Here is a 25,867-nt window from a genome sequence, read left to right on the forward strand (position 1 = left end):
TTTGACACAACAAAGAAGACCTGTAATAATTAGTATACAGAGGTCAATCTTCTGTGTCTTGTATTTAGAGATGGTAGAGCCGCCAAACTCATTTACCATCTCTTTTATTAATTTTATAACACGAACACAAGTTCGTATACCTTTATAATTTAATCCCTCTTAATGCTCCATACTCCTTATGTTTCTTTTCAATATCAGATCCCCATAGATTTACATACTTCTTTGTTATTGCTATGTCCTGATGGCCCAAAATTGCCATAAGACTAAATGCATCAATTCCTGCTACTATCATTCGTTTTGCCATTGTATGTCTAAAGGTATGAGGACTTACACGTTTTGTTATTCGCGCATCCTTCCCATACTTCGTAAACCTCGTTTGTATACTGTGTGGCTTCAGTTCTCCATTATCTTGAGTAATGAGGAGTTTATCTGTTTCTACATTCCCTCTAATCTTGATGTATCTTTTTAATTGATCTACAGTAACATCAGATAGGTAAACTGTTCTTTCAAATAAATTTTTAGTTTTTCTAACTATAATAGAATTATCCATTACATCATTTACTTCTATTCCTACTAGCTCAGATAAACGAACACCTGTATCTAAAAATATTAATAGTATTACTTCATCCCTAAAGCCAATGAACGATTTTTGTTGTCGTATTATTTTCAGCAAATTTTCAATCTCTTTATTATCTAAGGTTTCAATCGTCTTTTGTCTGTCTCTTAACAGCTTAATATTTTTCATCGGATTTTTATCATTGTGCTTGTTCTTATATAAAAAATTGTAAAAAGATTTAAGAGCTCTTAAACGAGTATTGATACTTGTTACTTTCATGAATTGTTTGCTTTTTAAAATGAATGTTTCAATATCAAACTGCTGACAATCAACTAGTTGCTTCTTAATAATTTTCTTCGCTGCATGGAATTCGTTTTTATAATACTCAATGGTAGCTGGTCTCAAGTTTCTTAAATAACAATCTCTAAAAAAAATTTCAAAAGCTTCATCATCTGTTATCTTCTTCTTTAGAATTAGTAGTTCTTCATTTGTAAGTTTTCCTCTTCTACCCACCACAACCCCCTACGCACACGATTCGACGCACACGATTTTGAATTATTTATGTCGTGTTGGTAAACACAAAAAAAGACCTCAACATAATCGTTGAAGTCTTGATTTCATTAGATCTTTGATACCGGTGGTCGGGGTCGAACCGACACTCCAGAGGAACACGATTTTGAGTCGTGCGCGTCTGCCAATTCCGCCACACCGGCAAATGAAATTGTGATGAAGATGGTGCCGAGGACCGGAATCGAACCGGTACGGTAGTCACCTACCGCAGGATTTTAAGTCCTGTGCGTCTGCCAGTTCCGCCACCCCGGCAAGGGTGATAAATAAAAATTGGAGGCGACACCCGGATTTGAACCGGGGATAAAGGTTTTGCAGACCTCTGCCTTACCACTTGGCTATGCCGCCTCAACTATTGGAGCGGAAGACGGGATTCGAACCCGCGACCCCCACCTTGGCAAGGTGGTGTTCTACCACTGAACTACTTCCGCAAATCGTATCGTAATGTATTTTATGCAGGAGCTGCACAAAGATGACTCTTAATGAAAAATGGCTGGGCTAGCTGGATTCGAACCAGCGCATGACGGAGTCAAAGTCCGTTGCCTTACCGCTTGGCTATAGCCCAAAACAGAACAAAAAACCTATTAAGTAAAAAATGGGGCGACTGATGGGAATCGAACCCACGAATGCCAGAGCCACAATCTGGTGCGTTAACCACTTCGCCACAACCGCCATTATACTATATAAGATTTAAATTATTGGCAGGGGCAGTAGGAATCGAACCCACACCGGAGGTTTTGGAGACCTCTGTTCTACCTTTAAACTATGCCCCTATATTCTTTTTTATAAAATGGTGGAGGGGGACGGATTCGAACCGCCGAACCCGGAGGGAGCGGATTTACAGTCCGCCGCGTTTAGCCACTTCGCTACCCCTCCACACTGTAAGTGGTGCCGGCAAGAGGACTTGAACCCCCAACCTACTGATTACAAGTCAGTTGCTCTACCAATTGAGCTACACCGGCATTTAATAGTATGAAGTAAAAATGGTGGCTTGGGACGGAATCGAACCGCCGACACAAGGATTTTCAGTCCTTTGCTCTACCGACTGAGCTACCAAGCCATTTTATTCTTTTTTAATTAAGAATGGCGGTCCCGACCGGGATCGAACCGGCGATCTCCTGCGTGACAGGCAGGCATGTTAACCGCTACACCACGGGACCATTTGGTTGCGGGGACAGGATTTGAACCTGCGACCTTCGGGTTATGAGCCCGACGAGCTACCAGACTGCTCCACCCCGCGACAATAATAAATGAAGTTTTGTGCTGCTTTATTCAGTAAAGATGGTGGAGGATGACGGGCTCGAACCGCCGACCCTCTGCTTGTAAGGCAGATGCTCTCCCAGCTGAGCTAATCCTCCGCAGTGAAAATGATGTTGGTGACCCGTACGGGATTCGAACCCGTGTTACCGCCGTGAAAGGGCGGTGTCTTAACCGCTTGACCAACGGGCCATTTATATAAGTAGTGGCGGAGAGCAAGGGATTCGAACCCTTGAGACGGGTTACCGCCTACACGATTTCCAATCGTGCTCCTTCGGCCACTCGGACAGCTCTCCAAAATGGCTCCGCAGGTAGGACTCGAACCTACGACCGATCGGTTAACAGCCGATAGCTCTACCACTGAGCTACTGCGGAATAATATTTTCACCAGCCTGGCAACGTCCTACTCTCACAGGGGGAAACCCCCAACTACCATCGGCGCTAAAGAGCTTAACTTCCGTGTTCGGCATGGGAACGGGTGTGACCTCTTTGCCATCATCACCAGACATAGTGACAAAAATTATTATACTATGAAATCAAAAGATTTCAAGCTTTTTTTTGAAAGAAGTTATTCTTTCAAAACTAAATAACGTTTGATAACAAGATTCACTTAGGTTATACACTTTATTAGACTGTGGTTAAGTCCTCGAACGATTAGTATCTGTCAGCTCCACACGTCACCGCGCTTCCACCTCAGACCTATCAACCTGATCATCTTTCAGGGTTCTTACTCACTTGCGTGATGGGAAATCTCATCTTGAGGGGGGCTTCATGCTTAGATGCTTTCAGCACTTATCCCTTCCGCACATAGCTACCCAGCGATGCCTTTGGCAAGACAACTGGTACACCAGCGGTGCGTCCATCCCGGTCCTCTCGTACTAAGGACAGCTCCTCTCAAATTTCCTGCGCCCACGACGGATAGGGACCGAACTGTCTCACGACGTTCTGAACCCAGCTCGCGTACCGCTTTAATGGGCGAACAGCCCAACCCTTGGGACCGACTACAGCCCCAGGATGCGATGAGCCGACATCGAGGTGCCAAACCTCCCCGTCGATGTGGACTCTTGGGGGAGATAAGCCTGTTATCCCCGGGGTAGCTTTTATCCGTTGAGCGATGGCCCTTCCATGCGGAACCACCGGATCACTAAGCCCGACTTTCGTCCCTGCTCGACTTGTAGGTCTCGCAGTCAAGCTCCCTTGTGCCTTTACACTCTGCGAATGATTTCCAACCATTCTGAGGGAACCTTTGGGCGCCTCCGTTACATTTTAGGAGGCGACCGCCCCAGTCAAACTGCCCACCTGACACTGTCTCCCAGCCCGATCAGGGCTGTGGGTTAGAATTTCAATACAGCAAGGGTAGTATCCCACCAATGCCTCCACCGAAGCTGGCGCTCCGGCTTCCAAGGCTCCTACCTATCCTGTACAAGCTGTACCAAAATTCAATATCAGGCTACAGTAAAGCTCCACGGGGTCTTTCCGTCCTGTCGCGGGTAACCTGCATCTTCACAGGTACTATAATTTCACCGAGTCTCTCGTTGAGACAGTGCCCAGATCGTTACGCCTTTCGTGCGGGTCGGAACTTACCCGACAAGGAATTTCGCTACCTTAGGACCGTTATAGTTACGGCCGCCGTTTACTGGGGCTTCAATTCAAAGCTTCGCTTGCGCTAACCTCTCCTCTTAACCTTCCAGCACCGGGCAGGCGTCAGCCCCTATACTTCGCCTTGCGGCTTCGCAGAGACCTGTGTTTTTGCTAAACAGTCGCCTGGGCCTATTCACTGCGGCTTTTCAGGGCTATGAACCCTAAAAAGCACCCCTTCTCCCGAAGTTACGGGGTCATTTTGCCGAGTTCCTTAACGAGAGTTCTCTCGCTCACCTTAGGATTCTCTCCTCGCCTACCTGTGTCGGTTTGCGGTACGGGCACCTCTCACCTCGCTAGAGGCTTTTCTTGGCAGTGTGGAATCAGGAACTTCGGTACTAAATTTCCCTCGCCATCACAGCTCAGCCTTATATGAGAAGCGGATTTGCCTACTTCTCAGCCTAACTGCTTGGACGCGCATATCCAACAGCGCGCTTGCCCTATCCTCCTGCGTCCCCCCATTGCTCAAATGGTGAGGAGGTGGTACAGGAATATCAACCTGTTGTCCATCGCCTACGCCTTTCGGCCTCGGCTTAGGTCCCGACTAACCCTGAGCGGACGAGCCTTCCTCAGGAAACCTTAGGCATTCGGTGGAGGGGATTCTCACCCCTCTTTCGCTACTCATACCGGCATTCTCACTTCTAAGCGCTCCACCAGTCCTTACGGTCTAGCTTCAACGCCCTTAGAACGCTCTCCTACCACTGTTCGTAAGAACAGTCCACAGCTTCGGTGATACGTTTAGCCCCGGTACATTTTCGGCGCAGAGTCACTCGACCAGTGAGCTATTACGCACTCTTTAAATGGTGGCTGCTTCTAAGCCAACATCCTGGTTGTCTAAGCAACTCCACATCCTTTTCCACTTAACGTATACTTTGGGACCTTAGCTGGTGGTCTGGGCTGTTTCCCTCTTGACTACGGATCTTATCACTCGCAGTCTGACTCCCAAGGAGCAAGTCTTTGGCATTCGGAGTTTGACTAAATTCGGTAACCCGATGAGGGCCCCTAGTCCAATCAGTGCTCTACCTCCAAGACTCTCATACTTGAGGCTAGCCCTAAAGCTATTTCGGAGAGAACCAGCTATCTCCAGGTTCGATTGGAATTTCTCCGCTACCCACACCTCATCCCCGCACTTTTCAACGTGCGTGGGTTCGGGCCTCCATTCAGTGTTACCTGAACTTCACCCTGGACATGGGTAGATCACCTGGTTTCGGGTCTACGACCACGTACTGAAACGCCCTATTCAGACTCGCTTTCGCTGCGGCTCCGTCTCATCAACTTAACCTTGCACGGGATCGTAACTCGCCGGTTCATTCTACAAAAGGCACGCCATCACCCATTAACGGGCTCTGACTACTTGTAAGCACACGGTTTCAGGATCTTTTCACTCCCCTTCCGGGGTGCTTTTCACCTTTCCCTCACGGTACTGGTTCACTATCGGTCACTAGGGAGTATTTAGCCTTGGGAGATGGTCCTCCCTGCTTCCGACGGGATTTCTCGTGTCCCGCCGTACTCAGGATCCACTCTGGAGGGAACGAAGTTTCGACTACAGGGTTATTACCTTCTCTGACGGACCTTTCCAGGTCGCTTCATCTACCCCGTTCCTTTGTAACTCCGTATAGAGTGTCCTACAACCCCAAGAGGCAAGCCTCTTGGTTTGGGCTAATTCCGTTTCGCTCGCCGCTACTTGGGAAATCGCGTTTGCTTTCTCTTCCTCCGGGTACTTAGATGTTTCAGTTCCCCGGGTCTGCCTTCTTTATCCTATGTATTCAGATAAAGATACTGTTCCATTACGAACAGTGGGTTTCCCCATTCGGAAATCTCTGGATCAAAGCTTACTTACAGCTCCCCAAAGCATATCGGTGTTAGTCCCGTCCTTCATCGGCTCCTAGTGCCAAGGCATCCACCGTGCGCCCTTCATAACTTAACCTAAATGGTCAATCGCATCATCAGATGCGTTTCGCATTTCGTTGTTTGTTTAGACATAAATGTCTAGAAAATCACTAATTATGGTAAGCGTAAATCTCAGTGAATTACTTGTTATCAATTACGTTATCTAGTTTTCAAAGAACAACTGACAAATCAGTTGATTTGTCTTCTATCATAGAGAGAATGATCTCTCAAAACCAAACAAAAACCAAAAGCGTCCTCATATATCCTTAGAAAGGAGGTGATCCAGCCGCACCTTCCGATACGGCTACCTTGTTACGACTTCACCCCAATCATCTACCCCACCTTAGGCGGCTGGCTCCTTGCGGTTACCCCACCGACTTCGGGTGTTGCAAACTCTCGTGGTGTGACGGGCGGTGTGTACAAGGCCCGGGAACGTATTCACCGCGGCATGCTGATCCGCGATTACTAGCGATTCCAGCTTCATGCAGGCGAGTTGCAGCCTGCAATCCGAACTGAGAATGGTTTTATGGGATTGGCTAAACCTCGCGGTCTCGCAGCCCTTTGTACCATCCATTGTAGCACGTGTGTAGCCCAGGTCATAAGGGGCATGATGATTTGACGTCATCCCCACCTTCCTCCGGTTTGTCACCGGCAGTCACCTTAGAGTGCCCAACTGAATGCTGGCAACTAAGATCAAGGGTTGCGCTCGTTGCGGGACTTAACCCAACATCTCACGACACGAGCTGACGACAACCATGCACCACCTGTCACTTTGTCCCCCGAAGGGGAACCTTCTATCTCTAGAAGTGGCAAAGGATGTCAAGACCTGGTAAGGTTCTTCGCGTTGCTTCGAATTAAACCACATGCTCCACCGCTTGTGCGGGCCCCCGTCAATTCCTTTGAGTTTCAGTCTTGCGACCGTACTCCCCAGGCGGAGTGCTTAATGCGTTAGCTGCAGCACTAAAGGGCGGAAACCCTCTAACACTTAGCACTCATCGTTTACGGCGTGGACTACCAGGGTATCTAATCCTGTTCGCTCCCCACGCTTTCGCGCCTCAGCGTCAGTTACAGACCAGAGAGTCGCCTTCGCCACTGGTGTTCCTCCACATCTCTACGCATTTCACCGCTACACGTGGAATTCCACTCTCCTCTTCTGCACTCAAGTTTCCCAGTTTCCAATGACCCTCCCCGGTTGAGCCGGGGGCTTTCACATCAGACTTAAGAAACCGCCTGCGCGCGCTTTACGCCCAATAATTCCGGACAACGCTTGCCACCTACGTATTACCGCGGCTGCTGGCACGTAGTTAGCCGTGGCTTTCTGGTTAGGTACCGTCAAGGTGCGAGCAGTTACTCTCGCACTTGTTCTTCCCTAACAACAGAGTTTTACGATCCGAAAACCTTCATCACTCACGCGGCGTTGCTCCGTCAGACTTTCGTCCATTGCGGAAGATTCCCTACTGCTGCCTCCCGTAGGAGTCTGGGCCGTGTCTCAGTCCCAGTGTGGCCGATCACCCTCTCAGGTCGGCTACGCATCGTTGCCTTGGTGAGCCATTACCTCACCAACTAGCTAATGCGCCGCGGGCCCATCTGTAAGTGACAGCCGAAACCGTCTTTCCAACTTGAACCATGCGGTTCAAGATACTATCCGGTATTAGCTCCGGTTTCCCGGAGTTATCCCAGTCTTACAGGCAGGTTGCCCACGTGTTACTCACCCGTCCGCCGCTAACTTGCTGGAGCAAGCTCCAGCAAGTCCGCTCGACTTGCATGTATTAGGCACGCCGCCAGCGTTCGTCCTGAGCCAGGATCAAACTCTCCGAAGAAAATTTGTGACTCAATTTGTTGCTGACTTAAAAATTTAAAACGTTTGGTACGCTTTTGGTTTTGTTTAGTTTTCAAAGATCATTTTCGCTCTTGAAGCGACCTTCTTAATATAACATTTCGTTAACTCAGTGTCAACATTTTTTAAGAAGTTTTTTTAATTGAAAGTCGCTGTCTGCGCCGTCATGTTTGAACTTGCTTCAGCAGCGACGCTTATTAATATATCATCGTAAAAAACTTAAGTCAATACTTTTTTGTAACAGAATATCCGCGATGGAAAATTCTCTGTCCTTTCGTCTCAATCTGAACAACTTCAACGAAATTTTTATCTACAAGAAACTCTAATAACACACTTAAATCTACCGAATAATATTTAGCTTCCGGATGCTCGAGAAGCTCTGCATAGTGCCACACTTCTTTTTCAGAAAGGATGCTTAACAGGTGTCCTGCACCAATTTCTGATTTGGAGTGGATCAGGAAATCACTCGCCAAAAAGAGGAGTTCAAGTCTTTTTTCTAATGACTCTTCACTTTCAACCAGCTCTTTATACAGCTTATAAACCTGCGGTTCCATCTGCCTCACTTGATTCCAGACCGTAACCTCAGGATAAAATCCATGATCAATCACTTCAAGCCTGGCCAGATGATGAAGGGCGTGAACGATATGATTGTACGCATCAAGGAACTGCTTTGATTCAAAAAACACCTTGCCTTCCAAGTATCTTCTAATAAGCTTGCCATACTCGAGGCCGATTTTTAATCTGCGTTCTGAGAAAGGAAACATTTTTAGACGATCCAAAAGCTTGCCAAGGTATTCATTTCTGTCAAATAGAACTTTCCCATTTAAAATCCATTCTACGATGCGGCGGTTTGTCCCAAGCAGGATCCACTGCTGGATCTGTTCATCAGTCACTATATTCAGTGAAGCCTTTTGATTGTCAGATTCATAATGCTTAATATAAACAGGCTGCTTCGCTTCTTTTACAATAACAAGCAGCGCGACATCCAAATTATCTGTAAGCGGTGATGTTTGATTTCTCTTTTCAATCATGACGATTGCTAATGTGTCTGGATGACTTGCTCTCTCTTGATAAATAGGACGGAGAAGATTTTCCATTGTGATTCCCCCATTTAATTTATGACTATATATCAGAATTCTACATAAGAGATAAAATCCCTTTCAAATACAGCACCTCAAAATTATAAGTGAATGCTGAGAGAGAATCTATTATTTTCTGAGATTTCATGTCGTTTTTATTTAAGGGACCATTGGATATTTTCTGCGAAATCCCTTACATTTGTGCTATATTTGTATTTAGGAGGTTGGAATAATGGCAGCGAAATATTCTAGCAAGATTAATAAAATCCGCACGTTTGCATTGAGTTTAGTCTTTATTGGATTTTTTATTATGTATATTGGTATTTTCTTCAGAACTTCTCCGATTGTCATGACCATATTCATGATGCTCGGGTTATTATCTATAGTAGGAAGCACGGTGGTTTACTTCTGGATCGGCATGCTCTCGACTAAAGCTGTTCAAGTAACATGCCCTTCATGCGGCAAAACAACGAAGATTCTCGGCAGGGTTGATATGTGCATGTATTGCAACGAACCGCTGACGCTGGATCCGAATCTGGAAGGCAAAGACTTTGATGAAAAATACAATCGCAAAACGGTCGAATAAAAAAAGCGGAGTGCAGTATATGCACCCCGCTTTTATATTAGAAAAAAAGACTGAATGCTTATAAAGACATTCAGTCCGTTTAATGCATTTCTTTCTTTTCGCAGCTTCCGCAAACTCCGTAGATCTCCATACGATGGTGACTTACTTTAAAACCTGTCACGTGTGAAGCAAGATGTTCTACCTCATCTAGTCCCGGATAATGAAAATCTACAATCTTTCCGCATTTTTCACAAATAACATGGTAATGCTCCGTTGTGACAAAATCAAATCTGCTCGAAGCATCCCCGTACGTTAATTCTTTGACAAGGCCTACCTCGCGAAATACACGCAAATTGTTATAGACCGTTGCAACGCTCATATTTGGAAATTTGCTTTCCAAGGATTTATAAATATCATCAGCTGTAGGGTGAGTCATAGTTTGAATAAGGTATTCTAAAATGGCATGACGCTGGGGAGTAATGCGCACTCCAGTCTGCTTCAGCGTGTCAAGTGCTTCTTTTAACTGATGTTCAGACATCCGCTATGCACCTCTTTCCTGAAAAACATTCTTACTTTATAATATTTATAAATAGTGTACATTGTGACTGGGACTTTTGTCAATTGCGGTTAGACAGCCTGGCTGTGATTTTTTGCCTCAGTATCCTTGTCTTAATTCAATTGCATTTTCCATGGATGCATAATCTCCATCTATATATAACGCCAAGTTTGTTTTAAAAATATCCATCGCTCTAGGGAGATAGTTCTCTGTGATGCCGGACAAATGCGGTGTTACTGTTACATTCTTCATTCCCCAGAAGGGATGATCTTGTCTCAATGGTTCCTCTCTGAACACATCAAGTACTGCATGCTTTAGCTTTCCCTCGTTCAGCACTTTTACTAAATCATCTTCACATACCGCATCTCCGCGCCCAATGTTAATGAAGACGCCTTCTGGTTTCATCAAGCTGAATATCTTATAATCCAATATCCCTTTCGTTTCTTTTGTACTAGGCAGAACAGAAACAACAAAGTCTGCTTTTCTCATTCCTTCTTCTAAACCATTGTATGTATGGATTTCATCAAAATATTCAACGATTCTCCCGGATCTGTTCATCCCTTCCGTTTTCATCCCGAAAGCTTTTGCGAGCCTTGCAATTTCAGTTCCGATTGCACCCGCTCCTAATATAAAGATCTTTTTCCCATGGAGTTCATGCATTTTTACTCTGCGGTCCCATTTTCTCTCCTGCTGATTCTCACGCAGCTGCTGTGACTCTCTTGAAATTTGCAGCATCATTGAGATTGTATACTCAGCCATTGGAATCTTATGCACACCTTTAGAGTTGGTGACCAGTATATTCTGATGAATTAACGCATCAAAAGGGAGCTTATCCATTCCTGCAGACGCAACCATCAGCCATTTCAGTTCTTTTGCTTGTCCAATAATGTCAGCTGTCAGATCTTCACCGTATGTCAAAATCACTTCTGCTTCTTTTACTTCGTCCATGACTTCATTGATCCTGTTGTCAAAATTAAAATTCACTTCTGGAAATTCATTTACTAATTCTTCCTTCAAATAACCGGGCAGCTTTACTGTTGATAAAATCTTCACATTCAAATTCCCCTTTTTCCTTTTATTTTATCAGAATAAAAAGAGTGCAGGAACCAAAGTTCCTGCACTTAATTGCGCTAACGAATGAGGAGGTTATGCCTTCTTTACAACATACTCAGGGTTCTTATTTTTTGTCTGGACGTTTGACTCAATTTCTAAAAAAAAGGCCTGTTATGACAAATTTTCTTTCATATATTGAAGGGCTTCTTCAACATGGCCTTTCACTTTTACTTTCCGCCACTCTTTGACAAGCTCGCCGTCCTTATTGATAAGGAAAGTTGAACGTTCAATCCCCATATATTCTTTTCCAAAGTTTTTCTTCAGCTTCCATACTCCGTATTTTTCAGCAGCTTCGTGATCTTCGTCAACCAATAAAAGAAATGGAAGATCGTACTTGGCTTTGAATTTTTCATGCTTGCTCTGTGCATCTGTACTGACTCCAAGGATGACAGCATCAAGCACCTCAAAGCTTTTGTGCTGATCTCTGAAGTCACATGCCTGCGTTGTGCAGCCAGGGGTCATATCTTTTGGGTAAAAATAAAGAATGACATGCTTTCCTTTAAAATCTGAAAGCTTCACTTTTTCCCCGTTATCAGCTGTCAGTTCAAAATCTGGTGCAGTTTGTCCGATTTGAGTTGTCATACTATCAGCCTCCGCAAAAATTGGTTTAGCTTAAGACTACCCAATTCCAAAGAATGATTCAACTTATGACCCTTTTTCCAGTCCCCACACCGTTCTTGCAACAAAAACAGCAGGCAGAACATATCCTATAAGCGCTTCGAGAACGGCAAGCAGTCTGCCAAACCCAATCGGAATGACATCTCCATATCCTAATGAAAAAAGAGTAACAGCGCTGAAATACAGACAAGTATGCAAACGCTCAAGATAGGTTCCTTCCATAATAACCCCATTATCAACAAGCACCTCAAACCCGCTGGAGTCCAAAATTAAGAAAATCATACTAAAGCCAATCAAAATTGAAAGATATAAGAAGATGACAATTAACAGTGTATCTATAGATAGAAAATTTCGTTCCTTAAATGTGCGGAAGAAGATGTTAAAACTCATCAGCAAACACAACGATACAGCTATAGCAAATAACCCTCCCATATATGTGCAGCACCTCATGTCTCCAAAACACGTAATGGTACAATATATACAAGAAGGTCCTTAATATTCGGCCTGTCTTAAAATTAAATTTCGCATCTATTTTCTTATAAGCTGGACAACGAACAAAAGACTGAACGAAAGCAAAACAAGCGCCCCAGCCCAAAGCCACGCCATCGTCATATCCCCTGAATCGATCGCTACATATATAGCAGTTGCAGCCGTCTGCGTCTGCCCCGGAATATTCCCGGCAAACATCAGGCTTGCCCCGAACTCACCGAGAGCTCTTGTAAACGCAAGAACAGCCCCCGCGACGAGTGACGGGATCGCGAGCGGGATCGAAACATGCCTGAAAACCTGACGTTCATCCGCTCCATCTACCCTCGAAGCATCCTCGATTTCACGATCAATCATTTGAAAGCCAAGCTTAGAAGCCTGATACATCAGAGGAAAAGAAACTACGCATGCCGCAATTACGGCTGCCCACCAGGTGAAAATAACTGGAAATCCTGCCATGCGTTCAATAAGTTGACCAGCCGGGCTATTCATTCCGAAAATGACAATCAGGAGAAATCCAACAACCGTAGGCGGGAGAACAAGCGGCAGCATGAGGAATGTCTCAATCACTGTTTTCCCTTTAAACGAGGTTCTTGCCATGATCCTGCCAATAAAAGTTCCGCTTAATACGACTATTACACTGGATACCACCGCAACCTGAAGCGACAGCGCAATAGGCTGACTGAATTCACTCCACATCGCGATCACCTTTATGAAGCACCTTAAATCCCTGCTGCTCAAATACTTTTATCGATTGTTCTTTCTGCAGAAATTGAAAAAAAACTTCGGCTTCTCTTTCGTGTTCTGTTTCATTCAGCACACCGGCTGGATAGATAATACTCTCATAAGAGGCTGGTTCTATCGGGGTCTGATTCACTTTTTCTGAAGTCCAGGCATCTGTTTTGTAAACAATTCCCGCATAAACATTGCCTGTTTCAACATAAGACAGGACCTGTCGCACATCTTTGGCATAAACCATTCGGTCTTTGTTCCTTTCCCACAAATCATCATGCACAAGAGCTTCTTTCGCATACTTGCCGGCAGGAACCGTTTCCGGTGTGCCTATTGCTATCTTGCCAAAATCACCTGATGCAAGGTCCTGCATTTTTAATGTTTCATTCTCTTTATTTGTAATAAGCACTAAGCTGTTTCCCAAATAATCCATTTGAAGGGATTCGTTTAGTAAACCTTTTTTACCCAGCTGTTCAAAAAGATCTTTTGAAGCAGAAAAAAAGACATCTACTGGAGCCCCTTGTTCTATTTGACGCTTTAGAGCGCCGGTCGAACTGAAATTATAGCGTACTTCAATAGAAGGATTCTCTTCCTCAAATTGGTTTTTTATCTCATTCAATGAATCTTTTAAACTTATTGCAGCCGAAACGAGCAAAACGGTTTTCTTTTCAGGACCGCTCTGCTGCGATACGCATGATGTTAAGAAAACTATACTAATAAGAAAAGTCAGGTATTTTTTCAGCACTTGTCAGCGTCCACCCTTTACTTACTGAATCATCTATTTCTTTCTATTATACTAAAAAAATGCGCAAAAGTTTTTCATCCTTTTTAAACATGCTAGAATAGACTTTAGAAATTTTTTTCAGGAGGAAAACATGAAATTCACTAAATCTGAAGAGCTTCACGAAGAAGCGTTGCAGCATATTGTAGGCGGGGTTAATAGTCCTTCCCGTTCTTATAAAGCGGTAGGCGGCGGATCTCCAGTTGTGATGGAAAGAGCAAAAGGAGCTTATTTCTGGGATGTTGACGGAAATAAGTACATTGACTACCTGGCAGCATACGGCCCAATCATTACCGGACATGCTCACCCGCACATTACGAAGTCCATTCAAAAAGCAGCAGAAGATGGCGTGCTTTACGGAACTCCGACTCCCCATGAGGTGAAGTTCGCTAAAATGCTGAAAGAGGCAATGCCGGCAATGGACAAAGTACGTTTTGTCAACTCCGGAACAGAGGCCGTTATGACAACGATCCGTGTGGCAAGGGCGTATACTGGCAGGGATAAAATCATTAAATTTGCAGGATGCTACCACGGTCACTCAGATCTTGTGCTGGTTGCGGCGGGCTCCGGACCTTCGACTCTCGGCACACCCGATTCTGCCGGGGTTCCAAAAAGCATTGCAAATGAAGTGATCACGGTTCCTTTTAATGATATTGAACCTTTTAAAGAAGCACTTGAGAAATGGGGAGACGAGGTTGCAGCTGTTCTGGTTGAACCAATCGTAGGAAACTTCGGGATTGTTGAACCATATCCAGGTTTTTTAGAAGCAATTAACGAGCTTGCTCATGATGCCGGAGCTCTTGTCATCTATGATGAAGTCATCACAGCATTCCGCTTTATGTACGGAGGAGCACAGGATATGCTTGGTGTTACACCTGACTTGACTGCCCTCGGGAAAATCATTGGCGGCGGTCTGCCAATTGGTGCATACGGCGGGAAAAAAAAGATCATGGAACAAGTTGCACCTCTTGGTCCTGCCTATCAAGCCGGAACAATGGCCGGCAACCCCGCCTCTATCTTATCAGGGATCGCCTGTCTTGAAGTGCTTCAGGAAAAAGGTGTATATGAAAACCTTGATAAACTTGGACAAATACTTGAAGAAGGCATTCAAAAACATGCAGAAACCTATCAAATTCCAATTACGATGAACCGATTGAAAGGTGCTTTGACCATCTACTTTACGACAGAGAAGGTTGTCAATTATGAACAGGCGGAAAGAACGGATGGCGAAATGTTCGCCAAGTTCTTTAAACTGATGCTTCATGAAGGGGTTAATCTTGCTCCTTCCAAGTACGAGGCATGGTTCCTTACAACTGCTCATACAGAAGAAGATATCAAGGAAACATTGCTTGCAGTCGAGCGCTCATTCAGGCAGTTGCAAAATGTATAAATATACATTTTATTCAAACAGGGATTTTAGTCCCTGTTTTTTTATTTATTTAATTACTAATGAAAACGTTTACAAATAAGCGCCTGTGCGTTTTTATGAATATTTAAACTTTTCAAACTTGTATGTGTCCCCCAAAAATATGCATAAATAATTGAATTTTTTTAATCTAAATGATATGATAAGTATTACATTTCTGAAAATTTTGTTATTAAATCTTACAAAGAAATCTATAGTTTTAAATGATAGATTCATATTTTATTGGGAGGTGAAGGCTATAAGAGGGAACACATTCCCCTTTCAAGCCGCTTTTATGAAAGAAAATTGGAGCCCAAGTAAGTTTAAGGAATATTACAACGCAGAGCATGACGCTTGCGGCATTGTATCAGTCATCGAAAAACGGAACGTGCCGACTAAAGAAAACATTGATTTATGTATAGATGCATTGATTACGATGAATCACCGCGCCGGATTTATAAACGGCGAAGGAGACGGTGTCGGCATTCATATTGATATTCCAAGAGCCCTTTGGAAGCAGAAGCTTGCAGACGCAAATCTTGATCAGCAGCTAGCCGAGCGTGGCGATTTTATCGTCGGACACCTCTTTTTGTCTAAAAACGAAAGCCCTGATAAATTGAAAAAAGAAATCAAAAACCTTCTATCCGAAAAGAATTTCGAACTTGTTTTCGAAACAGATAAAGTCACAACATCATCTGCACTAGGACCCATCGCCCTGCAAGAAGAACCTCTCTTTTGGCAATTTGCCATGATTCCAGCCGGCAAGCATGAATCTCTTAATAAGGATCTTTTTGAGCTGACGATTCAGATTGAGAAAAACCTCAATGTACATGTCGCATCACTCAGTCAGCATGCTGCTGTTTATAAGGTTATGGGTGCGGGAGATGTACTTCCGAAGTTTTATCATGATCTTGCAAATCCGCTTGCAGCATCAACGATGACACTTGGCCATAACAGGTATTCTACTAATACATTATCTACTTTTTTTCGTGTGCAGCCATTTAGCCTGTTAGGTCATAACGGTGAAATCAATACAATTGCAAAGCTTCGTGACGAAGCAAGAATGATGAATGTTCCGCTTACAGACGGCGGAAGTGATTCTCAAGACTTGAACAGAACGATTGAAACATTGGTGGCAAGAGACGGCTATAGCCTGTTTGAAGCACTCGACGTTCTTTTTCCTCCTATTATTAATGAAATTAAAGCATATCCAGACCACCTTCAGGACTTATACACGTATATTCGTGAAGCTTGGGGCCATTTCGCACAAGGTCCTGCAGGCATTATCTCGAGATTCGCTGATGAAGCAGTATTCAGCGTAGATGCTTTGGGACTCAGACCATTATGGAAGGTAGAATCAAAATCTTCCTATATATTTGCATCGGAACCGGGAATCATTCCGACTTCTCTATATGCAGGCGAGCCTAAACCGCTTGGACCTGGCGAGAAGCTTGGACTTAAATGGAACAAGGATGATATCGAACTGTTTGAGTATCCTTCTCTTCAGGAGGAAGTCTATAAAAGATTTTCAGGCAGGACGGATATTGACGGGTACCGCAGAAGATTGGCGCATCCAATCAGCAAAGGCAAATGTTCAGCGTCTCCTATTTTCAAAGTTCACAATGGACATTACGCTGCATTCGGCTGGGATCGCGAGCACATTCAGCTGCTTGAGCAAATGGCTGAAAAAGGAGCCGAGCCGATTCGCTCGCTCGGCCATGATGGCCCGCTTGCAGCAATTCATCCAGACCGGAAAAACATTGCTGACTTTATTAAAGAAAGTGTTGCTGTTGTTACCAATCCGGCGATTGACCGTGATCGCGAGTCAGAGCATTTCTCCATCCGCTCTGTGATCGGGAAACGCCCTTCACTGACTGAGCAGCAGGAAAGAACAGCTATGATTGAGCTTCCTTCACCATTATTGCTTGAAGGCAAGCTTGGAATAATGGCACCTGAGCATATTGAACAGCTTCCATATGAAGAAGTTATCGAGACATTCTCTAAGGAAAAACAGCTGTATGTCCTATCTGCTGTGTACTCTGAAAGTGAGAGCCTGAAAGACGCTCTTGACCGTCTGAAGCTTGAAGCTATTCAAGCTGTAAACGAAGGCGCTGTATTACTTGTGCTTGACGATCAGGAAGCCCATCAAAACGGAAAGCTGTGGATTGATCCGCACTTGATTACTTCCGTTATTGATCAGGCGTTGGTTCAAGCAAGCCTGCGAAGAAACTGCTCGATCGTTCTTCGCACAGGAGCCATCAGATCCCTGCATGACATTATGATTGCATACGGTCTTGGAGCAAATTTAATCAGCCCATATATCCTTTTTGCTACTGTTGCTGAGGAAGAATCAGCAAAACCTGCTGTTAACTTGTATGAATCATTGAACAAAGGACTAGAGAAGGTCATTTCTACAATCGGCATTCATGAGTTAAGAGGATATGGACGACTCTTCTCGGCAATCGGATTAAATGAAGAAATCGAAAAAGAGCTTAACATTGTAAATTTCTTAGGCTCTCGTTCTCTTAAATACAATTTTGAAAGCCTCAAAGCGGATGCACTTGAACGAAGCCAGGACTTTGAAAATGAAAAAGCCCGTCCAAGCAAGACGTTCCACATTTTCCCGAGAATCTGGAAAGCGATTGGCGATGTTGCAAAAACGGGCAGCTATGACGGTTATCGCGAAAAACTGACAGAGCAGGAAGAAAGCAATCCGATTACCATTCGTCATTTGACTGACTTAAAAACAGCTAAAACTGCCGTGCCAAAAGAAAAAGTAAATATCGGAGTCGGAGAGCACAGTCTTCCATTCGTGATCGCCTCCATGTCCTTCGGTTCACAAAATGAAGTAGCATTCCGTGCTTATGCAGAAGCTGCTGAACAATTAAATATGGTAAGTCTGAACGGTGAAGGCGGAGAAATTAAAGATATGCTCGGTAAATATCCGCGCACACGCGGACAGCAAATCGCATCAGGAAGATTTGGCGTAAATGCAGAGCTTCTGAACTCTTCCAACCTCCTGGAAATTAAAATCGGCCAGGGAGCGAAGCCTGGTGAAGGCGGTCACTTGCCAGGTTCAAAAGTAACAGCGAAAATTGCAGAATCCAGGAATGCCACGATCGGATCAGATCTCATCTCTCCGTCAAATAACCACGATATCTACTCGATTGAGGATTTGGCGCAAATGATTTCTGAACTGAAAACAGCTAATGATCAGGCAAAGGTTTCAGTTAAAGTTCCTGTTGTTCCTAACATCGGAACGATAGCAGTAGGAATTGCAAAAGCCGGAGCTGACATCATCACGCTGAGCGGTTTTGACGGCGGTACTGGTGCAGCCCGCATCCATGCACTTCAGCATGTTGGGCTGCCTGTTGAAATCGGTGTTAAAGCGGCACATAACGCATTACTCGAAGCTGGATTGCGTGAAAAAGTAGAGCTTTGGGCAGACGGCGGAATTAAAAGTGCACTCGACGTTATGAAAGTTGTTCTGCTTGGAGCGAACCGCGTCGGTTTTGGAACATTATCGATGATTGCAATCGGCTGTACAACATGCCGCGGCTGTCATTTAGATACATGCCACGTGGGGATTGCCACTCAAATTGAATCAGAAGCACAGGCAAAAGAACATGGCTTAAGACGCTTTGTTCCAAGAAAATACGATCCTGCTGTACAGGGCCTTGTTAATTTGTTCAGCGCATTCGGTTCAGAGCTTCAGGCACTGACAGCATCACTTGGATTTACAAATCTTCAGGAGCTTGTCGGAAGATCTGACTTGCTTGAGCAAACGCGCGGCAAAGAAGAAATGGATCTGTCACTCTTGCTTGAAACATTGGATATTCAAAATCTTTCTCATAAAGAAGTTGCAGCAAGCATAGAAAGCAAACGTCTCGCTGTTGCAGCCGGAGCTGAGTATTTAGATTACGATGACAATGAACTTCATGATTCAAGAGAATTCTCGAGCGTTACATCTGAACAGCGCATCCTCGGCAGCCGGGTTTCCTGTCACAGAGTGCGCGGCCGTCTCGACGGCTCGTACAAAAAACTGGATGACGTTGAGCTTTATTATAAAGAAGGCTCTATTCCAGGAAACGGTCTTGGCGCCTATAATTCAAGCGGCATTAATATCCGTGTTGAAGGCGGAGCGCAGGATGGCACAGGCAAAACGTCATTTGGAGGCAGCATCCAAGTATTCAAATCTAAAGGAACTGACGGAAAGTACTACAACGGTTCTGTTGGTAAAGGATTTGGCTATGGCGCGCAAAGCGGCCTGCTGCTAGTACAAGGCAATGCGGACGCACGCGCTGGAATTCGCCTGTCAGGAGCAGACATGATTATTGGCGGTAAGATTGATAAGCCAATTCCTGCAAATGAGAAGGGTAATATGGGAGTAAACGCCAATATTAAAGGATTTGCGTTTGAATACATGACAAACGGCAGAGGACTTGTCATGGGAGATCCAGGCCCATGGATTTGTGCAGGGATGACTGGCGGGGTTGTGTATGTCAGACATCAGCCTGAACTTGGATTAACAAAGCAGGCTTTAGAACGCCGAATTGCAAAAGGCGCTAAAATTGACATTTCACCTCTAAATTCAAAAGGCCAGAGTGATGTATCAGAATTGCTTACAACATACATCGATGCTCTCGGGCGTCATGGTCAAAATGATGAAGCTGAAGAACTAAAACCGCTTTTACAGGATTTAAAAAATAACTTTATTCAGCTGGTGCCTGTTAAAGAGCAGGCAGACCCATCTGTATCAACTGAATAATACTACTTTCAAATAACACCTGCCTGTCAGGTGTTATTTTTTTTTACCAAAACGTGAAAATGTAACTTGAATAATTTGTTTAAACGTTGTATAGTCATTAATTATTTAACAAGAAGGCTTTTCTGCAAACATTGTTCTTTTTCATTTGTGCGAAACAGCCCAACAACAATTAGTAAAGAAGGGAATGTCCATACACACCTTATGAAACTTGGTGCCCGCATTATAAAAACGGGGATAGCCATTACGCTGGCTCTATACTTGGCCACGTTATTAAAAATACCGTCTCCCGCGTTTGCAGGTATTGCAGCCATTTTTGCAATCCAGCCAACCATATATCGCTCTTATCTATCTGTCATTGAGCAAGTACAGGCAAATATCATCGGAGCAGCCTTTGCCATACTGTTCGGGCTGATCTTTGGTCCCCATCCGTTTGTTATTGGTTTAACTGTAATTATTGTCATAGCGATTAATTTAAAAATAAAAATTGAAAATACGATTCCTGTATCCATCGTTACAGTTATTGCGATCTTAGAAAGTCCGGGGGAAGATTTCATTGAATTTTCTCTCATCCGTTTTGGAACGGTCCTGCTCGGAGTTTTATCGGCCTTCATAGTCAACTTAATCTTTATTCCGCCTAAATACGAAACAAAGCTATACTACAGGATTGTGGACAATACGGAGGAAATAATCAAATGGATCCGCATTAACATGAGGCAGGTTTCTGATTACAGCGAACTGAAAACAGACATTGAGAAAATAAAAGATAAAATGATTAAGCTTGATCAGCTTTATCTGCTGTATAAGGAAGAACGGGCTTATTTCAAAAGAAATATCTATGCAAAATCGCGCAAGCTCGTCCTGTTCAGGCAAATGCTTGTTACATCGAATCGTTCCTTGGATACCCTGAAAAAGCTCCACAGGCTGGAAAATGAATTGCATCACCTTCCAGAAGATTTTAAAGAGATTCTTGTCAATGAGCTGGACTATTTGATCGATTTTCATGAAAGAAGCCTCCTGAAATTTATAGGCAAAATTAAACCGCAGTCCACAACTGACCTCATTAAGGAAGGCCTGTTTAACAAGCAGGAGCTCGTCGATACTTTTATGAAATTTAAAGGAAACTGCATTGATCAGGAGTGCTTCTATCATCTGCTCCCTCTTATAGCTGTCATCATTGACTATAGCGAGCAGCTGGAGCATTTAGATACTCTTATAAACAGCTTCCATAATTATCATAAAGATGAAAATGAACTTCAAATTAATGAAATCGAAGAAACCAGCTGATTTGAATTAGTAAAAAAAGAGGACTAAACCGTTAATGGTTAGTTCTCTTTTTTTAGGCTTTTTCTGTAAACTTTTAGGTTTTAGATTTTCAATATAGATACGTCGTATAAACTAATTTATATCTCTTTGACGCACTTTTTTCAGGCTGAAGGTGATTTTTCTGCTCCATTTCCCGCTTACATTTGATGTAAAGATCATGGCTGTTAACTTAATGCGTGTGTAATAACCTTACGAATAGCAACAATCAATGCGAACACAGGCTTTTTTATTATTCAGCTTTGCCTAACTCACTTTCTGTCACCCATTTGTGATTTTTCACTTCTTCACCGCCGCCTTCAGGGGTGTAATCGACCATATATACCGTTGTTTTTTCAGCAGAATCAATGACAGCCTCCGCGCCTTCCATGCCTTCCATATGGCTCGCCTCGACAGTTACTTCATCTCCTGCTTTTAACGGTTGTTCAGGAGCATTCTTGATTTCTTCATGAATAATCCATTTATGATTCACAACAGGCTCTCCGCCCCCTTCAGGAGTATAGGAGATGGCATAAACAGTTGTATCAAATGCACCCGAAATCACAGCTTCGGCACCATTCATACCTTCCATATGATCTGTTTTGATAATTGCTTTACTTCCTACTTCATAAGATGGACTTTCCGCCTCTTTTAACCCTTCAGGCACTTCTCCAGAGCTTGAGTGATTCATACTGCCATGATCCATATGTTCCGAATCTTCCTTTTTTTCTCCTTGATCCCCTGCACTGTTTCCGCAAGCACCAAGAGACAATGAAACGGCCGTGATCAGCGATAAAAAGATAGTCAGTTTTTTTTTCTTCATATTTTCCTCATCCTCCCATAAGCTTTGATTACATTATACAAAAGAATTGTGCAGAATTTGTGCACCAAGAACGGAACCGACTGGTCAGACCCGACAGACAGATAAGAATTCACCCGAAAAGTACGGTTTTGACTTTTTGGGTGAATTTGTTCTGGCCGAGGGGCTAGGAGGTGGAGCTAGACACAACTGCGGAAGATTATATACCTGCTAATCTATAAAAAAAATCTTTCTTTCCCCGTTAGTACTCCCCACAAATGAGAAGAGTCCAAATCTCATAGGATCTGGACTCTTCATGTAGATTGCTTTATTAATGCTTCCCTTTTGGATCGAGCGCATCCCGAAGTCCGTCACCCATTAAGTTAAACCCAAGAACGGTAAGCATAATGGCAAGACCGGGGAAAAACAGTGTCCAAGGAGCCTGAACTAAATATTGCTTGGAATCGGCAAGCATTTTTCCCCATTCAGGATTTGGAGCCTGTGCGCCAAGTCCAAGGAATCCAAGAGCAGCCGCTTCAATAATGGCAGTTGCAATCGCAAGAGAAGCTTGTACAATAATCGGCGAAAGGCTATTCGGCAGAACATGAACAAGCAGAATTCTGGTATCGCTTGTTCCGACCGCTTTTGCTGCGTGTATGTACTCTTCTTCTTTTACACTTAGCACTTTCGCTCTGATCAGCCTGCCAAAGTTCGGAATGTTAATGACAGCAATGGCGATCAGTGCATTCTGCAGGGAAGGTCCTAAAATAGCAACAATCGCAATGGCAAGCAGAATGCTCGGAAAGGCAAGCATGATATCAAAAATCCTTGAAATGATGGTATCAATAACACGGCCGTAATAGCCAGCCATGATACCAAGAAGTGTTCCCACTATTGCTGATCCAAGAACTGAGAAAAAGCCAACCCACAGGGAAATTCTTGCCCCAAACAGGACTCTTGAAAAAATATCCCGGCCAAAATCGTCCGTTCCAAACCAATGCTCAGATGAAGGAGGAAGCAATCTCTTTGAGAGCTCCTGCTCATCAATGCCTTGAGGGGCAATCAGCGGTGCTGTGATTGCAATAATAATAAAGAAAAGGACGAGAAAGCTTCCTGCGATTGCTAATTTATTTTGTAAAAAGACGCGCAGCTTCTGCTGAAAAGGAGTGACAACCTTCTCCTGTTTTATAATGGCAGTCTGCTGCTCCTGCAGCGATGGTAGTGACATAGCAGTCTCCCCCTTTCCTAATATTTAATCCTTGGATCAATTGCAGCATATAAAAGATCAACAATCAGGTTAATAAATACAAAAATCGTTGCGATAATTAAGATTCCGGATTGGATAACCGGATAATCGCGATAGCTGATGGCATCAAAAATATACCTTCCCATCCCCGGCCAGCCGAAAATGGTTTCTGTTAAAATGGCTCCGCCAAGCAATAAACCAGTTTGCAGTCCAATAATTGTTAAAATCGGAATGATGGCATTTTTTAAAGCATGCTTGTATACAACCCAGAACATATGAAGACCTTTAGCGCGTGCTGTCCGGATAAAATCCGACTCCATTGCTTCAATCATAGTTGAACGGGTAATCCTTGCAATGATCGCCATTGGAATCGTCGCGAGCGCAATTCCCGGCAGAAGAATATGCTTGAGAACTTCAATAAATTGATCAAATCTGCCCTGCAGAAGGGTGTCGAGCAAGTAAAGATTTGTGATAGAATCTATCGGATTCCGAATTTCCTCCCGCCCTGTCGTAGGAAGCCAGCCAAGCTGAATGGAGAAGACATACTGCTCCATTAGTCCAAGCCAGAATATCGGCATCGACACTCCGACTAATGCGATAACCATTGCTGTATAATCAAACCACGAATTCCGGAACCAGGCACTGATGATTCCTGCATTGATCCCTACCACGATTGCAATTATCATAGCAAAAATCGTCAGTTCCATTGTTGCAGCCAAATAAGGAGTCATTTCCTTGCTGATTTGTGCTCCTGTTCGAATAGACTGACCAAGATCACCCGTCAGAAGTCCCCCAACATAATCAAAATATTGTAAGTACCAAGGCTGATCAAGACCAAGCTGCTGCGTTAATTTTTCGATTGCTTCCTGTGTAGCGCGCTGCCCGAGAATGACCTGTGCAGGGTTGCCCGGAATGGCTCTGATTATAGAAAAAACTACTAGTGTCATCCCAATTAAAACCGGTATGAGCAATCCAATTCTTCTTACTGTGTATGAAACCATCGTCTCACCTCGCATTTATTTCTGAAAAAAGGAGGAGGACAAGTCCTCCTCCTTCAAGATTACTTAAATTCAACCTTTGTTAAAATGTCAGATCCAGTTGGATGCGGCATGAATCCAGTTAAGCTGCTGCTTCCGGCCAAAATTGGCGTTGAGTGAGCAAGCGGGATCCAAGGTGCATCTTCTTTAATGATTTCCTGCGCTTTTTTATAGAGCTCGTTGCGTTCTTCCTGATCAGCATTAGACTGTGCTTCAATCAGAATGTCATGAAGTTCATCATTGCTGTAGTACGTATAGTTATTGCTGCCGATGCTGTCTTTGTCTAAAAGAGTATAAAGGAAGTTGTCAGCATCTCCATTATCCCCAGTCCAGCCGAGCATAAAGGAATCCGCTTCCCCTTTGCTTGCTTTGTCTAAATAAGTTGCCCAGTCATATGTTTTGATTTCGGCTTCAACACCGATTTTTGCAAAGCTTGATTTAAGAACTTCAGCCACTTTCATACCCTCTGGCATATACGGACGCGGTACAGGCATTGCCCAAAGCTCCATTTTAAAGCCATCAGGATGTCCAGCTTCAGCAAGAAGCTCTTTTGCTTTTTCCAAATCATACGGGTATGGCTCGATCTCATCGTTATAGCCTTCTAATGAAGGCGGCATTGGATTTTTCGCAGGTTCAGCAAGGCCGCCATAGAAAGAATCAATAATCGCCTGTTTATCTACTGCATGGTTCAATGCTTGACGCACAAGTTTGTTATCAAGAGGCTTGCGGTTTGTCGTTAATCCGACATATCCTATGTTCATGGACGGACGCTCAAACGTCTGTAAATCTTTATTGCTTGTAATAGATGCAGTATCAGATGGATTCACTCCATCCATTAAATCAATTTCTCCCGTCTGCAATGCATTTAAGCGGGCTGAGTTTTCCGGAATGGATTTAAAGATTACCTGATTTAATTTCGGGTATCCTTTCATCCAGTAGTCTTTATTTTTCTCCAAAACGATTCTGTCGTTCGGCTTCCACTCTACAAATTTAAATGGACCTGTTCCAACAGGATTTTCTCTGAATTTATCTCCGTGCTTTTCAATAGCAGCAGGACTTGCAATTCCAAATGGAGACATCGCAAGGTTCTTTAAGAACGGAGCTTGAGGACGCTTTAGTGTGAAAACAACTTTATTCTCGCCTTCTGCTTTCACTTCTTTAATTACATGGCCATCATCTTTTTTAAATCCGCCAAACATTGTGTAGTAAGGGAATTTATCGGCATCCCCGTTCATCCAGCGCTCGAAGTTGAATACAACAGCTTCAGCGTTGAAGTCCGTGCCGTCATGGAATTTAACGCCTTCTCTTAAAGTAAAAGTATACGTCAGGTTATCTTCAGAAACTTCCCATTTTGTTGCAAGACCTTCCTGAACAGTTGTATCCTGCTCACCGTAATTCAACAGTGTCTCAAATACGTTGACAGTTACTTTAAATGCTTCTCCCTCTGTCGTTGTAATTGGATCAAGTGATGTAGAATCCCCGCCACGTCCAAAAACAAGACTTTCCTGTTTCTTTTCACTGCTTCCGCCTTCTGATTTACCATCTGATGAGGTGTCATTTGAGCTGCATCCCATCAATGCCGCTGATAACAGCAGCACAAACATAATTGAGACCAACAGGCTTTTCTTTTTCACGCAT

At 43.8% G+C, this 25,867-nt stretch carries 16 protein-coding genes, 16 tRNA genes and 3 rRNA genes; 4 read left to right on the top strand and 31 right to left on the bottom strand.

Features of this window, described 5'->3' with window-relative positions; all coding sequences use genetic code 11:
* Window positions 1-142 precede the first annotated feature (142 nt).
* From QFZ72_RS25320 to QFZ72_RS25420, 21 genes are all read right to left on the bottom strand, one after another.
* A complete protein-coding gene (locus QFZ72_RS25320) occupies window positions 143-1,069 on the bottom strand; it encodes a tyrosine-type recombinase/integrase (protein WP_307438916.1) in 927 nt (308 codons plus the stop codon).
* Between the two features lie 119 nt (window positions 1,070-1,188).
* Window positions 1,189-1,269 (bottom strand) — tRNA-Leu (locus QFZ72_RS25325).
* Between the two features lie 20 nt (window positions 1,270-1,289).
* A tRNA-Leu gene (locus tag QFZ72_RS25330) sits at window positions 1,290-1,378 on the bottom strand.
* A gap of 19 nt (window positions 1,379-1,397) precedes the next feature.
* Window positions 1,398-1,471, bottom strand: a tRNA-Cys gene (locus QFZ72_RS25335).
* 8 nt (window positions 1,472-1,479) lie between these two features.
* Window positions 1,480-1,554 (bottom strand) — tRNA-Gly (locus QFZ72_RS25340).
* A gap of 59 nt (window positions 1,555-1,613) precedes the next feature.
* Window positions 1,614-1,688: transfer RNA gene (locus QFZ72_RS25345), tRNA-Gln, on the bottom strand.
* Between the two features lie 31 nt (window positions 1,689-1,719).
* Window positions 1,720-1,795: transfer RNA gene (locus tag QFZ72_RS25350), tRNA-His, on the bottom strand.
* 27 nt (window positions 1,796-1,822) lie between these two features.
* Window positions 1,823-1,896: transfer RNA gene (locus QFZ72_RS25355), tRNA-Trp, on the bottom strand.
* Between the two features lie 18 nt (window positions 1,897-1,914).
* Window positions 1,915-1,999, bottom strand: a tRNA-Tyr gene (locus tag QFZ72_RS25360).
* Between the two features lie 10 nt (window positions 2,000-2,009).
* Window positions 2,010-2,085: transfer RNA gene (locus tag QFZ72_RS25365), tRNA-Thr, on the bottom strand.
* Between the two features lie 22 nt (window positions 2,086-2,107).
* Window positions 2,108-2,183, bottom strand: a tRNA-Phe gene (locus tag QFZ72_RS25370).
* A gap of 24 nt (window positions 2,184-2,207) precedes the next feature.
* Window positions 2,208-2,283 (bottom strand) — tRNA-Asp (locus tag QFZ72_RS25375).
* 3 nt (window positions 2,284-2,286) lie between these two features.
* Window positions 2,287-2,363: transfer RNA gene (locus QFZ72_RS25380), tRNA-Met, on the bottom strand.
* 42 nt (window positions 2,364-2,405) lie between these two features.
* Window positions 2,406-2,481: transfer RNA gene (locus QFZ72_RS25385), tRNA-Val, on the bottom strand.
* 16 nt (window positions 2,482-2,497) lie between these two features.
* Window positions 2,498-2,572 (bottom strand) — tRNA-Glu (locus QFZ72_RS25390).
* Between the two features lie 14 nt (window positions 2,573-2,586).
* Window positions 2,587-2,676: transfer RNA gene (locus QFZ72_RS25395), tRNA-Ser, on the bottom strand.
* A gap of 4 nt (window positions 2,677-2,680) precedes the next feature.
* Window positions 2,681-2,755, bottom strand: a tRNA-Asn gene (locus tag QFZ72_RS25400).
* Window positions 2,756-2,770: 15 nt separating this feature from the next.
* Window positions 2,771-2,886, bottom strand: a 5S ribosomal RNA gene (gene rrf / locus QFZ72_RS25405).
* A 128-nt stretch (window positions 2,887-3,014) separates the two neighbouring features.
* Window positions 3,015-5,945, bottom strand: a 23S ribosomal RNA gene (locus QFZ72_RS25410).
* Window positions 5,946-6,178: 233 nt separating this feature from the next.
* A 16S ribosomal RNA gene (locus QFZ72_RS25415) occupies window positions 6,179-7,728 on the bottom strand.
* The 16S, 23S and 5S rRNA genes sit together here with 16 tRNA genes alongside, the layout of an rRNA operon.
* A gap of 241 nt (window positions 7,729-7,969) precedes the next feature.
* Window positions 7,970-8,842 (bottom strand): nucleotidyltransferase-like protein, encoded by an 873-nt coding sequence (locus QFZ72_RS25420; protein ID WP_307438918.1) that lies wholly within the window; start codon window positions 8,840-8,842, stop codon window positions 7,970-7,972.
* Window positions 8,843-9,056: 214 nt separating this feature from the next.
* Here QFZ72_RS25420 and QFZ72_RS25425 point away from each other — a divergent pair, with 214 nt between their 5' ends.
* Entirely contained in the window at window positions 9,057-9,410 is a 354-nt protein-coding gene (locus QFZ72_RS25425; protein WP_070877017.1) for a YgzB family protein, read from the top strand.
* A gap of 79 nt (window positions 9,411-9,489) precedes the next feature.
* On the opposite strand, the gene perR is transcribed toward QFZ72_RS25425, so the two are convergent.
* From perR to modA, 6 genes are all read right to left on the bottom strand, one after another.
* Entirely contained in the window at window positions 9,490-9,927 is a 438-nt protein-coding gene (gene perR, locus QFZ72_RS25430) for a peroxide-responsive transcriptional repressor PerR (protein ID WP_307438922.1), read from the bottom strand.
* A 117-nt stretch (window positions 9,928-10,044) separates the two neighbouring features.
* Window positions 10,045-10,998 (bottom strand): D-2-hydroxyacid dehydrogenase, encoded by a 954-nt coding sequence (locus tag QFZ72_RS25435; RefSeq protein WP_307438924.1) that lies wholly within the window; start codon window positions 10,996-10,998, stop codon window positions 10,045-10,047.
* A gap of 171 nt (window positions 10,999-11,169) precedes the next feature.
* Window positions 11,170-11,640 carry a thioredoxin-dependent thiol peroxidase gene (bcp, locus tag QFZ72_RS25440; RefSeq protein ID WP_307438927.1) on the bottom strand — a complete coding sequence of 157 codons (471 nt, stop codon included), beginning with the start codon at window positions 11,638-11,640 and terminating at the stop codon, window positions 11,170-11,172.
* 63 nt (window positions 11,641-11,703) lie between these two features.
* Entirely contained in the window at window positions 11,704-12,108 is a 405-nt protein-coding gene (locus QFZ72_RS25445; RefSeq protein WP_307438928.1) for an ion channel, read from the bottom strand.
* 96 nt (window positions 12,109-12,204) lie between these two features.
* Entirely contained in the window at window positions 12,205-12,861 is a 657-nt protein-coding gene (modB, locus tag QFZ72_RS25450) for a molybdate ABC transporter permease subunit (RefSeq protein ID WP_307440003.1), read from the bottom strand.
* A complete protein-coding gene (gene modA / locus QFZ72_RS25455; RefSeq protein ID WP_307438930.1) occupies window positions 12,851-13,639 on the bottom strand; it encodes a molybdate ABC transporter substrate-binding protein in 789 nt (262 codons plus the stop codon). The genes modB and modA overlap by 11 nt, the downstream gene beginning before the upstream one ends.
* A gap of 130 nt (window positions 13,640-13,769) precedes the next feature.
* Between modA and QFZ72_RS25460 the strand changes: the two genes are divergently transcribed.
* The 3 genes from QFZ72_RS25460 (at window position 13,770) to QFZ72_RS25470 (ending at window position 21,132) form a co-directional block, all read left to right on the top strand.
* A complete protein-coding gene (locus QFZ72_RS25460) occupies window positions 13,770-15,065 on the top strand; it encodes a glutamate-1-semialdehyde 2,1-aminomutase (RefSeq protein WP_307438932.1) in 1,296 nt (431 codons plus the stop codon).
* A 310-nt stretch (window positions 15,066-15,375) separates the two neighbouring features.
* On the top strand, window positions 15,376-19,848 hold the full coding sequence (locus tag QFZ72_RS25465) for a glutamate synthase-related protein (protein ID WP_307438933.1): 4,473 nt from the start codon (window positions 15,376-15,378) through the stop codon (window positions 19,846-19,848).
* A 201-nt stretch (window positions 19,849-20,049) separates the two neighbouring features.
* A complete protein-coding gene (locus QFZ72_RS25470; RefSeq protein WP_307440005.1) occupies window positions 20,050-21,132 on the top strand; it encodes an aromatic acid exporter family protein in 1,083 nt (360 codons plus the stop codon).
* Window positions 21,133-21,400: 268 nt separating this feature from the next.
* Here QFZ72_RS25470 and QFZ72_RS25475 read toward each other — a convergent pair whose 3' ends face one another.
* The 4 genes from QFZ72_RS25475 to QFZ72_RS25490 form a co-directional block, all read right to left on the bottom strand.
* Window positions 21,401-21,970, bottom strand: a complete 570-nt coding sequence (locus QFZ72_RS25475; RefSeq protein WP_307438935.1) for a YdhK family protein — start codon at window positions 21,968-21,970, stop codon at window positions 21,401-21,403.
* 307 nt (window positions 21,971-22,277) lie between these two features.
* Window positions 22,278-23,174, bottom strand: a complete 897-nt coding sequence (locus QFZ72_RS25480) for an ABC transporter permease (protein ID WP_307438937.1) — start codon at window positions 23,172-23,174, stop codon at window positions 22,278-22,280.
* Between the two features lie 17 nt (window positions 23,175-23,191).
* Entirely contained in the window at window positions 23,192-24,193 is a 1,002-nt protein-coding gene (locus tag QFZ72_RS25485) for an ABC transporter permease (RefSeq protein WP_307438939.1), read from the bottom strand.
* Between the two features lie 59 nt (window positions 24,194-24,252).
* Window positions 24,253-25,863: an ABC transporter substrate-binding protein gene (locus QFZ72_RS25490; RefSeq protein WP_307438941.1), complete on the bottom strand. Its 1,611-nt coding sequence runs from the start codon at window positions 25,861-25,863 to the stop codon at window positions 24,253-24,255.
* Between the last annotated feature and the right edge of the window lie 4 nt (window positions 25,864-25,867).

The organism is Bacillus sp. V2I10 (assembly GCF_030817055.1).
Classification (GTDB): domain Bacteria; phylum Bacillota; class Bacilli; order Bacillales; family Bacillaceae; genus Bacillus_P.